Consider the following 13,170-nt stretch of genomic DNA (forward strand, 5'->3'; position numbering starts at 1 on the left):
GGAGCGGGAAAAATTGTCCTTAAAATATGGAATGCTAGGGCTTTTAAGTAAATGGGAAGCAACAGGTTATGATATTAAAAAAGAATTCGATGATTTTATGAGCATTTTTTGGCATACTCATCTTTCTCAAATATATCCAGAGTTAAGTAAATTAGAGAAAGAAAAATTGATTGAGAGTAAAATGATCCCACAGAACGGCAAACCAGATAAGAAATTATATTCTATAACAGATGCAGGGAGAAAAGAGTTATATCAATGGTTAGAGGCTCCATCAGAAACTCCGAATGTAAAAGACTCTTTTTTGATGCAGACATTCTTCATGGATAATCTCTCGCTAGAAGACGTTCTTTTCCAATTAAAACATTACCAAAAGCAACGAGAAGCAAGGTTAGAAAAGTTAAAACAAACGTTATATGAACAGTGGCAAATGATTAAAGAAAAAAACGAGTTCTCTACTCGATTGTTAATGAGTTCAGCTGTGTTAAAGAGAGGGCTGGATCAAGAAGAAGAATATATTCTTTGGTGCAAACGAACAATAGAGTTTGTTGAATCGCTTGAGTATCTATGGAATTTAGAAGAAAGTAATGATTGCGCAACAATTAATGAAGTAGAGGAAGCATTTTATCGATACTTTGAAGTAGAAGACTTGGATGAATTAAAGAACTGATTTGTGATAAGGCTAATGATAGAGCTTTATTTTAGAGAGAATAGCTAGACAAGTTGAAATCCCAAAATAACAAAACGCCAAGGAAATCTTATTCCATGGCGTTTTTGTTTTATTCTTAACGATTATCTTCCTTATAAACCGCAATGAGTAATACAGCAACGTCTTCCCCAATATTTTTTACAAAGTGAGGTACGCTAGCATTCCAACTGAATGAATCGCCTTCATGCACAATAACCGAATCTTCTCCTTGTTCTGCAAGGACAATTCCCTTAAGGACAATATGGCTTTCTTCTCCTTCGTGCGCAATTGCTTCACCGGTTGATGCACCGGGTGCTAATTCCACGTGCATCATTCGTAGTCCACTTTGGGACGTAAGATGTTCTATTTTAATATCATTATGTGTCGTATACACTCGCTCGGACTTCCTTACTACTTTCATATGTTCCTTTTTTTCAAGTAGTAAATATGGCAATGGAACATCCAAATAGTTTGCTATTGTTTGTAACGTATTGAGGGAAGGGGAAGTATTATCGTTTTCGATGTTACTGATAAATCCTTTTGACAGCCCGATTTGTTCACTCATTTGCGCAATGGTAATCTTTTTTCGTTTCCGTATATCGCGGATTTTGGAGCCGATTTCCATGTGTATCCCTCCCTAAATAGTTTTATAGTGCATATATCGTAACACAAAATTGTTGACGATATCTATAATACGATGTTATCTTATAAGAAATAAATATTCTTAATAGAAAACTATTATTTCGTTGAATGGGCCCAATAGAAAACAAGGAATATTTTTTTGCTCAAATTGTTCACCTATATGAATAAAATATTTTTAAACGAATAAAAAGTTAACGACGAAAGAAGGAAATGAAATGGACAAATTAGGAATTAGTACATTGTTATTAAGACTTGTGTTAGGAATCAGCTTTTTTATACACGGACTTGTAAAATTTAAAGATGGTATCGCTAATATTGTAGGATGGTTTGACAGCATTGGAATTTTTGGTTTCTTTGCTTATGCAGTAGCTACATTGGAATTGGTTGGTGGAATTGCACTTATATTAGGAATTGGAACTCGTGTATTTTCGGCGTTATTTATTGTATTAATGATCGGTGCCATAGTAAAAGTAAAATTTGCTATCGGATTTTTAGGGACACCTGAGATGGCAGGTTATGAACTAGACCTAGCATTTTTAGTTATTGCTCTATTTTTAGCGATAAATGGGAGTAAGTTTCTATCAATTGACGAAGTCCTTTTTAAATAAAACAATTTTGAATCAAACAAAACTAGTCAATTCATGCAAAAAATTGGCTAGTTTTTTTACTTGAAGGAACCTATAAACTAAGTATTAATAATAGGATAAATGCATTGACAATGAACTTCCGTGTATGATACTATTACTTTGAATTAAAGATATCTTAATTAAATATACACTGAATATTAATCTGATTGATTATTATGAACAAATTGAACATCATCCAGAGAAAATAAATTTTTTTCATTAATATCTTGAAATAGAGAATCATTAATTGGAGATAAAAACGAGATGGAAAAGGCCAACACTATGTTGGTTACTGATGAATTTAACAGGGGATCAAATCAGGTATATCCTGGAAAATGCACCATTACCATTGGGGGTGCGATCAGAGGAATAGCATTTAATCATATTCGTATTGCTCAATTTGATTACTTTAAAGAAATATTGGAAAAAATTAATACTACTTATAAGGAGGTGAAATAGAAAAATGGGATTTTTAAATAAATTATTTGGAACACAAGAACAACAATCAGAGGAGGAAAAAACAATGACAAAATCAAATATAGGTATTATTTTAGGATCAACACGTGAGGGACGCGTAAGTCCACAAGTAGGGGCATGGGTAAAAGAATTAGCAGATAAACGTGGAGATGCAAATTACACTATTATCGATATCGCAGATTACAAATTACCACTTTTAGGTGAAGCAGGCGGCGACGCATCAGGTGCAGCAGCATGGTCAGAAATCATTTCTAAACAAGACGGATTCGTATTCATCGTTCAAGAATACAATCACTCGATTACAGGAGCACTTAAAAATGCTTTGGATTACTTACGTGAGGAATGGAACAACAAAGCAGCAGGTATCGTATCATACGGTTCAGTAGGTGGGGCTCGTGCAACAGAACATTTACGTGGTATTTTAAGTGAATTACTAGTAGCACATGTACGTGTACATCCTGCATTATCACTATTTACTGACTTCGAAAACGGTACAGACTTCAAACCAGCTGCTGTTCAAGCGGATTCAGTAAACCAAATGTTAGACCAAGTTATTCCTTGGACTACTGCATTAAATACAGTACGTAAATAAATTTATCATATGTAATTCTTTACAAGTCACAAAATGTGCATGAGCGCATGTACATTTTGTGATAAATATAAATAAATTTTGAGCAAAACTATCAAGTATTTTGAAGGTTTTGCTCAGAATTTATACAAACAAAGAAAGGGAGGAAGCATGATGAACAAGATAGCAGGACATCATCATATTTCCATGATTACGAAAAAAGGGCAACAAAACAATCAGTTTTATCAAAAAGTGCTCGGACTTCGTAGAGTGAAAAAAACTGTCAATCAAGATGATCCGAGCATGTATCATCTGTTTTATGGAGATTTAACGGGAAGTGCCGGAACAGAGCTATCTTTTTTTGAAATACCCATGGTCGGAAGTACAAAAAGAGGAACGAATGCTATTACGCGAATTGCTTTACTCGTCCCATCATATGATAGTTTACTATATTGGAAGAATAGATTTGAATTACTCGATGTACGACATGGGGAGCTGACCATTTACGCAGGACGTGATGCACTCCACTTTGAAGATTGCGAGGGATTACGACTTGTCCTTCTAAATAATAATGGGGAGGAAGTACCAGCATTTTGGCAGTCTTGGGATGATTCAATTGTTGTAGAAGAACATCGTATTTTAGGAATGGGTGCTGTGGAAATGACTGTGCAATCACTTCGTAGCCTAGCGAATGTATTAGAGAATCTGTTTGGCTATGAACTTGCTTCGCAGAAAGACAACGAAGCTATCTACCAGTCCGTAAAAGGGCAGGCTTTTGGTGAGATTGTCATTGTGGAGCAAGATGGTCCAAAAGAAAAGCCTGGAAAAGGCAGTGTGCATCATGTGGCTATCCGTGTGAAAGATGGCGAGGAGCTAAGGAAGTGGCACCAACGTATTCAAGATTTTGGATTTGACGTAATGAAAATAACAGACCGTTACTATTTTGAGAGTTTATATTTTAGAGAAAAAAACGGAATTTTGTTTGAACTAGCGACAGACGGGCCTGGATTTACAGTAGATTCGACCATTGAATCCCTAGGTAAAGAGCTAGACTTACCACCATTTCTAGAAAGCAAGCGCGCGGAAATCGAGGCAAAATTAGAACCGATTGAGTAAAGTTAAGACGCGGAATTTGTTAAATTCAACTAAGGAGGAGATAATAATGAAAAAACAAACAGCGGGTATTCACCATATTACTGCAATCGTAGGTCATCCACAGGAAAATATTGATTTTTATGCAGGGGTATTAGGTTTACGTTTAGTCAAACAAACAGTGAACTTCGATGATCCGGGCACATATCATCTATACTTTGGAGATGGTGGAGGGAAACCAGGTACAATTATTACCTTTTTTCCTTGGGCGAATGCTTATCAAGGAAAAATTGGGGATGGGCAAGTCGGAGTTACAACGTATGTAGTGCCAATAGGATCATTCAGTTTTTGGGTCAACCGTCTTGCAACATTGGCGATTCCATTTAAAAAAGCGGAGCGTTTTGGTGAACAAGTGATTCAATTTGATGATCCACATGGCTTACATTTAGAACTTGTTGAACGTGCAGAAGGTGAACAAAACAACTGGACTTTTGGAGGGGTAACACCGGAAGTCGCTATTAAAGGTTTTGGTGGTGCAACACTTTACTCAAGCAGACCAAAAGAAACCGCTAAAACATTAACGGAAGTAATGGGGCTTGAAATGGTAGGAACTGAAGGTGATTATACACGTTTTAAGGCTCCAGCTGATATCGGTAATATCATTGATTTAAAAATGGTCACTGGTGAACGTGGCTCGATGGGTGTTGGTACAGTTCACCATATAGCATGGCGTGCGAAGGATGATGCAGATCATCTTGAATGGCAACAATATGCAATGAATCTTGGTCAACATGTAACGGAGTTGAAAGATCGGAACTATTTCAACGCCTTGTACTTCCGTGAATCTGGAGAAATTTTGTTTGAAATTGCAACCGACCCACCAGGATTTGCACATGATGAAACACCTGAAACAATGGGGACTCAGTTGATGTTACCTGTACAATACGAACAACATCGTGAACGGTTAGTCAATTCACTTATACCAATTCAAGTGCGTCCAATCGACTAATAGGGGGCAGAAGAAATTGATTTCAATCGATCCAAAACAAAATAGTGAGCGGGATAATTACAAACTGCTAATTGGTTCTATAATTCCAAGACCTATTGCCTTTGTTACTACCCAATCGGAGGATGGTATCGTGAATGGAGCACCATTCAGCTACTTTAATATTGTTTCGTCAAACCCGCCGATGGTTTCCCTTGCTATCCAAAGACCCAATGACCAACTAAAAGATACTGCGCGAAATATTTACAGTAATCGGGAGTTTGTTGTGCATATTGTGGATGAGGAGAATGTGGCGAAAATCAATGAAACAGCGGCTTCATTACCTGCATCAGAAAGCGAAATAGAATTGGCGAATCTAACGCCTGTACCAAGTGAGAATGTTTCTGTACCGGGTGTAAAGGAAGCAAAAGTTCGAATGGAATGCAGACTTGTACAAGCTATTCCATTAGGTGGCGACGGACCTGGAAGCGATTTGTTTATCGGTGAAATTGTAAGATTTCATATAGATGAAGCAATCTATGAAAATGGTCGTATTGAGTCGAGAGGTTTAAACGCTGTCAGTCGTTTAGCTGGTTCTAGTTATGCAACAATTGGTGAAATTTTTTCCATTGAAAGACCGAAATAAGAATTTATCCCAATCACAAGGCAACTTTAACAGAGGAAGTAAGGCTGATATGAAAGCAGACCAAAAAACGATATGTTTTTTGTGTCTGCTTTTTGATTATTCTGTTAGGTATATTTCTTCTATCCTACTAACTGAATCTAAATGAAACGTATGCTATATTTAGCATATGGATTTACGAAAGGATGTTATGTATGGCAAAAAGCTTAGTATTAGCAGAAAAACCATCTGTTGCACGCGATATTGCGCGTGTACTTAAATGTGATAAAAAAGGAAATGGCTATTTGGAAGGCAAGGATTATGTGGTGACTTGGGCGCTTGGCCACCTTGTAACATTAGCAGATCCGGAAAGCTATGATGTTAAATATAAAACGTGGAATTTAGAAGACTTACCGATGCTTCCAGAAAACCTTAAATTGTCCGTGATTAAACAATCAGGTAAACAATTCAATGCGGTGAAATCGCAACTTACACGTGGTGATATTAATGAAATTATTATTGCAACCGACGCGGGTCGTGAAGGAGAGCTAGTTGCTCGCTGGATTATCGCAAAAGCGAAAGTGAATAAGCCAATTAAACGGCTTTGGATTTCATCTGTAACGGATAAAGCGATCAAAGATGGCTTTAACAACTTAAAACCAGGGAAAGCGTATGAAAACCTTTATGCGTCTGCAGTAGCTCGCTCCGAGGCCGATTGGTATATAGGTCTCAACGCTAGTCGTGCGCTATCAACAAAATTCAATGCCCAATTAAATTGTGGACGAGTTCAGACACCAGTAGTTGCAATTATTGCCAAGCGGGAAGATGAAATCAAGCATTTCAAAGCGCAAACTTACTATGGGATTGAAGCGCAAACAATAGAAAACTTAAAGCTAACATGGCAAGATGTGAAAGGGAACGGTCGTAGCTTCGATAAAGAAAAAATGGATGCTACCGTGAAAAAACTAGGTAAAGGCAATGCTACTGTAACAGAAATAGAGAAAAAGCCGAAAAAGTCATTTGCACCTGGTCTGTATGATTTAACGGAACTACAACGTGATGCCAATAAAATCTTTGGTTACTCTGCAAAAGAAACATTGAACATTATGCAAAAACTGTATGAGCAGCACAAAGTATTAACGTATCCTCGTACAGATTCACGCTTCATCTCATCGGACATCGTAGGTACACTTCCTGAGCGACTTAAAGCTTGTGGGGTAGGTGAATTTCGCTCTTTAGCAAATAAAATCTTGAATAAGCCTATCAAAACATCTAAATCATTTGTAGATGACAGCAAGGTATCCGATCACCATGCGATCATTCCAACTGAAGGATACGTAAACTTCTCTGCCTTCAATGATAAAGAACGTAAAATTTATGACTTAGTCGTAAAACGCTTCCTAGCAGTCCTATTCCCAGCATTTGAGTATGATCAATTAACGTTACGTGCAAAAATTGATGATGAGAACTTTGTAGCTAGAGGAAAAACGATTTTAGTGAGTGGTTGGAAAGAGGTATACCAAAATCACTTTGAAGATGACGATACAGCAGATGATTTAAAAGAACAGATTTTACCACGCATTGAAAAAGGCGATACATTAAACGTGAAATTAATTGCTCAAACGTCTGGACAAACGAAGCCACCTGCACGCTTTAACGAAGCAACTTTATTAACGGCAATGGAAAATCCTACGAAGTATATGGAAACACAAAATAAGCAGCTTGCCGACACATTAAAATCGACAGGTGGATTAGGTACTGTAGCAACTCGTGCTGACATTATCGATAAGCTATTCAACTCATTCTTAATCGAGAAGCGTGGTAAAGACATTCACATCACTTCAAAAGGTCGCCAGTTGCTTGATTTAGTACCGGAAGAATTAAAATCACCTACTTTAACAGGTGAATGGGAACAAAAGCTTGAAGCTATCGCAAACGGCAAACTGAAAAAAGAAGTTTTCATTGCAGAGATGAAGAAATATACGAAAGAAATCGTTTCTGAAATTAAAAGCAGTAATAAGAAATATAAACACGACAACATTTCCACTAAATCTTGCCCAGACTGTGGAAAACCAATGCTCGAAGTGAACGGTAAAAAAGGCAAAATGCTAGTTTGCCAAGATCGTGAATGTGGTCACCGTAAGAATGTGGCCCGTGTAACGAATGCTCGCTGTCCACAATGTAAGAAAAAGTTAGAACTGCGTGGTGAAGGCGAAGGTCAAATCTTTACTTGTAAATGCGGCTATCGCGAGAAGTTATCTGCCTTTGAAGCTCGTCGTAAAAAAGAAGGTAATGGTAAAGTAGATAAACGCTCTGTGCAAAAGTATTTGAAACAGCAGGAAAAAGAGGAAGAACCAATTAATAACGCCTTTGCGGATCTATTAAAAGGCATGAAGTTTGATTAATGGGAATAAAAAAATGGGTTGTGCCATATTTGGCCAACCCATTTTTCTATTTAACTATTCATTACTTGCTTATGATTTCAATCGTATTTCTCGAAGGATCTTGAACGATAATCGAGCTATCTTTCTCTTCAAAATGAAAATTCAAGTCCGTAAGTCGCGATTTTGCTTCATCTAATTCTTCCTTTGAAAAAATAAGCGTAAAGTTTTTTAACCCCCTAGAATTATCTGGTGGAGCAGGGATTCCAGTACCAGCCCATGTATTTAGGGCCACATGATGATGGTAGTTATCTTTGGATAAAAATAAACTACTACTATCTTTACTCGTTACATTAAGCCCAAGTCCGTCTACATAAAACTTTTCCGTAATAGCTAGTTCTGTAGCCTGCAAATGCATATGGCCAATACTTGTGTTTTCCGGAAGTCCGTTCCAAGTAGGTGTAGCTTCTGCCATCAATTTCTCGAAATCAATCGGGTAAGATCCACCTTCATAACCACCGTCTTTGTCTCTTTTCCAAGTGTTGGGAGGTAGATCCGCATAAATTTCTATCCCATTGCCATCTGGATCTGCCAAGTAAAGCGCATCACTATACTGGTGATTGGCAGCACCTTGCATCGGAAATTCAGTTTCAGCCAAATGCAATAGCATATTTCCTAAACTTCCGTGGTCAGGTACTAGAATGGCAAAATGATAAAGTCCTGTCGTGCCGAATGGTCTTTCCACGGTACCATCTTGTTCCTCTAATACGAGTAGGGGAGAACTTCCATCAACAGTGAGTGTGACTCTACTAGACTCTGAAGTTAACACTTTAAAGCCAATCACTTCTTCATAAAACGCTGCGATTTGTTCTGCATTAGAAACAACTAAATGCACTTCTCCAACTCTATTAGGAGAGTCAGTACTATATGCTTCATAAGCGGTTTCATCCTTTTTTAATAAAACAAAAAGTGAAATAATCACTATAACAAAGACGATACCTATAATGATCAATCGTTTGTTTTTCATTGCATAATTCTCCTTTTTCATATAAACTACAATACGTAGTGTAACAAGAAAGCTTTATAAAATACAGCTATTTTGTTCATAGATTTTATTACGAGCAAATATGTTTGACCGGAAAAATTGTTTAAACTACAATGTGTAATGTGAGGGGGTTAAACTATGAAAATTCGAAAATTTAAAATGAATGAAAGTGGATTAAATCGCTTTTTTGGACCTCTTGAAGCAAAAATTATGGATATCTTATGGAACGACGTGGAAATGACGATTAAAGATGTGCAACAGCTGCTCGACAAGGAAAAAGTAACGAATTTTAACACAGTGATGACCGTCATGAACAGATTAGTGGAAAAAGGGATTTTGCAAAAGAGAGTAGAAGGAAGATCTTCTCTTTTCAAACCGGTTCAAACGAGGGATGAGTTTTTAAGTGCGCAATCGAAAGAAATGACTAACGAGTTGATGGATGAATTCGGAAACGTTGTCGTCAGTCATATGTTGGATGCACTCGAGGATGTAGATGATGACCTCGTTGCGAAACTAGAGCAAAAAATTAAACAATTGAAAAAGGAACAGTAGCCTATGTCCAAACGTCAATCATCGTTTCTATTTTTCGCAGCACTAGTTATTTCAGGTACCATTTTCTTACAGATGGCGATATACGCAGTCTCTATGATAGCTGGTTGGAATGCCAAGTTTAACCTTGTGGTAGTATGCCATAGCTGGTTGAAGGCGGCAGGGTTATCTTCGTTGGAGTTTACTTTAGATGCGCTCGTTATCTTTACGTTAATTTTTACGATTTGGCATATTGGTTCACAATTGATTCACACTGCACGTATGAAAAAACGATTAGAGCAATATAGAGAGAATATGCTCACGAACAGATTGAACCAAACAGATGGCAATGAAAAAGAAGAAATTCTCGTTATATCGCATCCTGCACCAATTGCGATTACGATGGGATTTGTGCAACCTAAAATCGTTATTTCAACAGGTTTGATAAACTTACTAACAAATGATGAACTTGAAGCAGTTATCGCACATGAAAAGTACCATAAAGCAAATCACGACCCATTAAAGTTATTCATATTATCACTTTGTGCGTCCACGATCGGGTATATCCCAATTTTGAAGTGGTTTAATGGGCAATATAGAATTATTCAAGAAGTGCTGGCAGATGAATTTGCTATTAAAAAACAAGAAACATCCGTCCACTTAGGCAGCGCTCTTTTGAAAATGTTAAAAGTAGGAATGTCTAAAAAAATGCCTTTCGCCTATGCATCATTCGCGGACACATCCGTTAACTACCGGATTGAATATATATTGAATCCATTAAAAAATATTCAAATGAAAATCCCTTTGAAAGTAGCATTAATATCATTCGCTATTTTTAGCATGATTTGCGCCATTTTTATATACGCATTAGCATAAAATTTTAAAAACATTAGATAGCCACATATAAAGAAACACTATGTTTAGTTTAAATCATTTTTAGACAGCAAGTTCTGTTGATTGGAGTGGAAGGCGGCAACGCCCGCGGAAAGCGTCCGCCTGAAGCGGAAATCAATATGTGGCTTGTGGCTATAGTTAGCTTGGCTCTATTTTACCCCATTACACTACATAACGTAGTCTGAACTAGGAGTGTTTTAATTGTCAAAAAAAATATTTTGGATCATCGGAATTATCGCTGTATGTATAATAGGAATCATCGTACTAACAGACGCAAAACAAGAAACAGTAGACATTGACTATGCAGGTCAACCGTATATAGGAGAAGAATCTGCACCAGTTGAAATCATCGAATTCGGGGATTACAAATGCCCGCATTGCGGAGATTTCAACAACACACTATTTCCAATCATTAACGAGCAATTTGTCGAAACAGGAAAAGCAAAGTTTTACTTTATAAACTATTCATTTATAGCACCAGACTCAACGACCTCTGCACAATTTGCGGAAACAGTGTACAAAGAACTTGGCAATGAAAAGTTTTGGGAATTCCATCACTTATTATTCGCAAATCAGACAACAGAATCTGGACAAGCGAATTTAATGACGGAAGAGTTTTTACAAGCAGTTTTAGCGGAAGTTGCAACTGCTGAGGAAGTGGAAAAAGTAAATCTTGCATATAGTGAAAATGCAGGAAAAGATGCATGGCAGATAGATATGAATATAGCAAATAATCTAAGCGTCGCTTCCACACCGACGATCTACATTGGCGGAAAGGAATTCATAGGAGGAACGATGGATGATTTTGCGAAAATGGTAGAAGAGGCTGCAAATGGTAAATAAGCCACTTTTATTTGCATGGATCGCCTCTATTATTGCAATGGTAGGAAGTTTATTTTTCAGTGAGCGCATGGGGTTTATCCCCTGTACGCTTTGTTGGTATCAACGGATATTAATGTATCCACTTGTTGTTTTCTTAGGCATCGCTTTTTATCGAAATGACCGGGATATTTATAAGTATGTATTGCCAATATCGATTTTTGGTATCGTTGTTTCTAGTTATCATTATGCGCTTCAAAAGATTCCTTCCATGCATGAATTTAGTAGCTGTACAAGTGGTGTCCCATGTTCTGGACAATATATTAACTGGTTTGGATTTGTGACCATTCCTTTTTTAGCGCTTGTTGCTTTTATCTTTATTACAATCATGATGTTCATACTTTGGAAACGTAAGTAGGAAGGAGATATGTAGCAATGGAAAATAAAAAGAAAAAACGGTTTTATATGCGCTTAGTCATCTTAAGCCTATTAGTCGCGGCAATCGTTTTCACTATTTACTCTAACTTAACGAAAGAAAAAACGGCGCTCTTGCAAGTAGGGGACAATGCACCGGATTTTGCACTTATTGATATGAACGGAGAAAAGCATCAATTATCCGATTATAAAGGGCAAGGGGTCTTTTTAAACTTTTGGGGAACTTGGTGTAAACCATGTGAAAGAGAATTCCCACTGATGGACAAACATTATCAAGATTATAAAGATCAAGGGCTTCAAATCCTCGCTGTTAATATTGGAGAATCCAATTTTTCCGTACAGAAATATGTAGATAGAAAAGGCTTAACTTTTCCAGTTTTAATCGATAACAATAAAAGTGTCATGGAGACATATAATATTAATCCATTACCAACCACTATGCTTGTAAACCCAGAAGGTAAAATAGAGAAAATCATTACTGGGGAAATGAGTGATGAAGCAATTAAGAGCAATATGGAACAAATTATGCCAAACTAAAACGACGCCCATTCCTTCGAATGGGCGTTATTTTATGGTGCAGGTGAAAAGAACTATTGTATGGAGAAAAGGGCTTATTTTGTTATAGTTTTTCTTGTATTTGTTTCTGTGACCTTTGTACGTTTGATTATTCTGATAATGTGGTAAAATATTCTATAATAGACTTGCGTGTAAGAGGTGAATTATATGAGTTTAGTGAGATCTACGGGTAACGGCATGCTGGGACAATGGGCAGATTTTGAAGAAAGAAAACGGGCGTTACAACGTCATAATGCTGGTGATGCTTACCGAAGACAAGCGGAATATTTCCAACCAAAAGTACCAACCCTATCACAACTAGAAGAGTTGTTACTAGGGAATAAAGAAATAGAAACTGATAGCTCAAAGAGTCAATCGACCGATATACTCGATATTAAAGGGCCGAGCCTTCCGGTACAAACAATTGGTGGTCCAACGCTTGAAAAAACAGTGGAGCTATTAGAAAAAGTGAGAAGTACCGCGCTTGCTCCGGCACAGCCGACGCCTGCGGACCTGCGAGTTGCAGCTAGTGCATCCGCTAAAATTCAACGAGTAAATGCACAAATATCTTTAAATATGGAAGCAAATCGGAAAATTTCGCTAGAAGTAAAACAACAGTTAGAAGATGAAGCGTCTGTTTCTAATCGCTCTGTTCCATCGGATTTTCAAACTCCTCAAGTGTCACAAGAGGTCTTAAAGAATATACAGAAAAAAAGATGGAAAGAACAAGCGATTGCAAAATATTCATATCAAGTACATTTAAAAAGATACGGTTTTGATGATCTAAAGCCTAGTTTCTTCCGTATAGCTTAGGAG

The 13,170-nt window shown here is 37.2% G+C and carries 16 protein-coding genes; 14 read left to right on the forward strand and 2 right to left on the reverse strand.

The window, feature by feature from the left end:
* Positions 1–13 precede the first annotated feature (13 nt).
* On the forward strand, positions 14–667 hold the full coding sequence (locus ACIQYS_RS15180) for a PadR family transcriptional regulator (RefSeq protein ID WP_402981746.1): 654 nt from the start codon (positions 14–16) through the stop codon (positions 665–667).
* Positions 668–782: 115 nt separating this feature from the next.
* Here ACIQYS_RS15180 and ACIQYS_RS15185 read toward each other — a convergent pair whose 3' ends face one another.
* The gene (locus ACIQYS_RS15185) at positions 783–1,310 is read right to left on the reverse strand and encodes a helix-turn-helix domain-containing protein (protein WP_402981748.1); all 528 of its coding nucleotides are present in this window, start codon (positions 1,308–1,310) and stop codon (positions 783–785) included.
* Positions 1,311–1,542: 232 nt separating this feature from the next.
* Between ACIQYS_RS15185 and ACIQYS_RS15190 the strand changes: the two genes are divergently transcribed.
* The 7 genes from ACIQYS_RS15190 to ACIQYS_RS15220 all read left to right on the forward strand — a co-directional run bounded on the left by ACIQYS_RS15190 (position 1,543) and on the right by ACIQYS_RS15220 (position 8,102).
* Positions 1,543–1,935: a DoxX family protein gene (locus ACIQYS_RS15190; protein ID WP_402981750.1), complete on the forward strand. Its 393-nt coding sequence runs from the start codon at positions 1,543–1,545 to the stop codon at positions 1,933–1,935.
* Positions 1,936–2,217: 282 nt separating this feature from the next.
* Positions 2,218–2,412, forward strand: coding sequence for a hypothetical protein (locus ACIQYS_RS15195; RefSeq protein ID WP_402981752.1), 195 nt, complete (start codon positions 2,218–2,220; stop codon positions 2,410–2,412).
* A gap of 4 nt (positions 2,413–2,416) precedes the next feature.
* Positions 2,417–3,022 carry an NADPH-dependent FMN reductase gene (locus ACIQYS_RS15200; RefSeq protein ID WP_402981754.1) on the forward strand — a complete coding sequence of 202 codons (606 nt, stop codon included), beginning with the start codon at positions 2,417–2,419 and terminating at the stop codon, positions 3,020–3,022.
* Between the two features lie 150 nt (positions 3,023–3,172).
* Positions 3,173–4,114 (forward strand): ring-cleaving dioxygenase, encoded by a 942-nt coding sequence (locus ACIQYS_RS15205; protein WP_402981756.1) that lies wholly within the window; start codon positions 3,173–3,175, stop codon positions 4,112–4,114.
* Positions 4,115–4,160: 46 nt separating this feature from the next.
* Positions 4,161–5,099, forward strand: coding sequence for a ring-cleaving dioxygenase (locus ACIQYS_RS15210; protein ID WP_402981758.1), 939 nt, complete (start codon positions 4,161–4,163; stop codon positions 5,097–5,099).
* A gap of 16 nt (positions 5,100–5,115) precedes the next feature.
* Entirely contained in the window at positions 5,116–5,721 is a 606-nt protein-coding gene (locus ACIQYS_RS15215; RefSeq protein WP_402981760.1) for a flavin reductase family protein, read from the forward strand.
* 191 nt (positions 5,722–5,912) lie between these two features.
* Positions 5,913–8,102 (forward strand): DNA topoisomerase III, encoded by a 2,190-nt coding sequence (locus tag ACIQYS_RS15220; RefSeq protein ID WP_402981762.1) that lies wholly within the window; start codon positions 5,913–5,915, stop codon positions 8,100–8,102.
* Between the two features lie 61 nt (positions 8,103–8,163).
* Here ACIQYS_RS15220 and ACIQYS_RS15225 read toward each other — a convergent pair whose 3' ends face one another.
* Positions 8,164–9,105, reverse strand: a complete 942-nt coding sequence (locus ACIQYS_RS15225; RefSeq protein WP_402981764.1) for a VOC family protein — start codon at positions 9,103–9,105, stop codon at positions 8,164–8,166.
* Between the two features lie 156 nt (positions 9,106–9,261).
* Here ACIQYS_RS15225 and ACIQYS_RS15230 point away from each other — a divergent pair, with 156 nt between their 5' ends.
* The 6 genes from ACIQYS_RS15230 (at position 9,262) to ACIQYS_RS15255 (ending at position 13,167) form a co-directional block, all read left to right on the forward strand.
* On the forward strand, positions 9,262–9,675 hold the full coding sequence (locus tag ACIQYS_RS15230) for a BlaI/MecI/CopY family transcriptional regulator (RefSeq protein ID WP_402981766.1): 414 nt from the start codon (positions 9,262–9,264) through the stop codon (positions 9,673–9,675).
* A 3-nt stretch (positions 9,676–9,678) separates the two neighbouring features.
* Positions 9,679–10,527 carry a M56 family metallopeptidase gene (locus tag ACIQYS_RS15235; RefSeq protein WP_402981768.1) on the forward strand — a complete coding sequence of 283 codons (849 nt, stop codon included), beginning with the start codon at positions 9,679–9,681 and terminating at the stop codon, positions 10,525–10,527.
* A 219-nt stretch (positions 10,528–10,746) separates the two neighbouring features.
* Positions 10,747–11,388 (forward strand): DsbA family protein, encoded by a 642-nt coding sequence (locus tag ACIQYS_RS15240; protein ID WP_402981770.1) that lies wholly within the window; start codon positions 10,747–10,749, stop codon positions 11,386–11,388.
* Positions 11,378–11,782: a disulfide oxidoreductase gene (locus tag ACIQYS_RS15245; RefSeq protein ID WP_402981772.1), complete on the forward strand. Its 405-nt coding sequence runs from the start codon at positions 11,378–11,380 to the stop codon at positions 11,780–11,782. Before ACIQYS_RS15240 ends, ACIQYS_RS15245 begins: the two co-directional genes overlap by 11 nt.
* A 17-nt stretch (positions 11,783–11,799) precedes the next feature.
* Positions 11,800–12,336: a thiol-disulfide oxidoreductase ResA gene (gene resA, locus ACIQYS_RS15250; RefSeq protein WP_402981774.1), complete on the forward strand. Its 537-nt coding sequence runs from the start codon at positions 11,800–11,802 to the stop codon at positions 12,334–12,336.
* 186 nt (positions 12,337–12,522) lie between these two features.
* Positions 12,523–13,167 carry a hypothetical protein gene (locus ACIQYS_RS15255; RefSeq protein ID WP_402981776.1) on the forward strand — a complete coding sequence of 215 codons (645 nt, stop codon included), beginning with the start codon at positions 12,523–12,525 and terminating at the stop codon, positions 13,165–13,167.
* The last annotated feature ends 3 nt before the right edge of the window (positions 13,168–13,170 follow it).

The organism is Psychrobacillus sp. NPDC096426, from assembly GCF_044762745.1.
In the GTDB taxonomy this organism is placed as follows: domain Bacteria; phylum Bacillota; class Bacilli; order Bacillales_A; family Planococcaceae; genus Psychrobacillus.

Coding starts and splice junctions, on each gene's coding strand:
- ACIQYS_RS15185 (WP_402981748.1), bottom strand. CDS start 1,310: ATGGAAATCGGCTCCAAAATCCGCGATATACGGAAACGAAAAAAGATT.
- ACIQYS_RS15190 (WP_402981750.1), top strand. CDS start 1,543: ATGGACAAATTAGGAATTAGTACATTGTTATTAAGACTTGTGTTAGGA.
- ACIQYS_RS15195 (WP_402981752.1), top strand. CDS start 2,218: ATGGAAAAGGCCAACACTATGTTGGTTACTGATGAATTTAACAGGGGA.
- ACIQYS_RS15200 (WP_402981754.1), top strand. CDS start 2,417: ATGGGATTTTTAAATAAATTATTTGGAACACAAGAACAACAATCAGAG.
- ACIQYS_RS15205 (WP_402981756.1), top strand. CDS start 3,173: ATGAACAAGATAGCAGGACATCATCATATTTCCATGATTACGAAAAAA.
- ACIQYS_RS15210 (WP_402981758.1), top strand. CDS start 4,161: ATGAAAAAACAAACAGCGGGTATTCACCATATTACTGCAATCGTAGGT.
- ACIQYS_RS15220 (WP_402981762.1), top strand. CDS start 5,913: ATGGCAAAAAGCTTAGTATTAGCAGAAAAACCATCTGTTGCACGCGAT.
- ACIQYS_RS15225 (WP_402981764.1), bottom strand. CDS start 9,105: ATGAAAAACAAACGATTGATCATTATAGGTATCGTCTTTGTTATAGTG.
- ACIQYS_RS15230 (WP_402981766.1), top strand. CDS start 9,262: ATGAAAATTCGAAAATTTAAAATGAATGAAAGTGGATTAAATCGCTTT.
- ACIQYS_RS15235 (WP_402981768.1), top strand. CDS start 9,679: ATGTCCAAACGTCAATCATCGTTTCTATTTTTCGCAGCACTAGTTATT.
- ACIQYS_RS15245 (WP_402981772.1), top strand. CDS start 11,378: ATGGTAAATAAGCCACTTTTATTTGCATGGATCGCCTCTATTATTGCA.
- resA (WP_402981774.1), top strand. CDS start 11,800: ATGGAAAATAAAAAGAAAAAACGGTTTTATATGCGCTTAGTCATCTTA.
- ACIQYS_RS15255 (WP_402981776.1), top strand. CDS start 12,523: ATGAGTTTAGTGAGATCTACGGGTAACGGCATGCTGGGACAATGGGCA.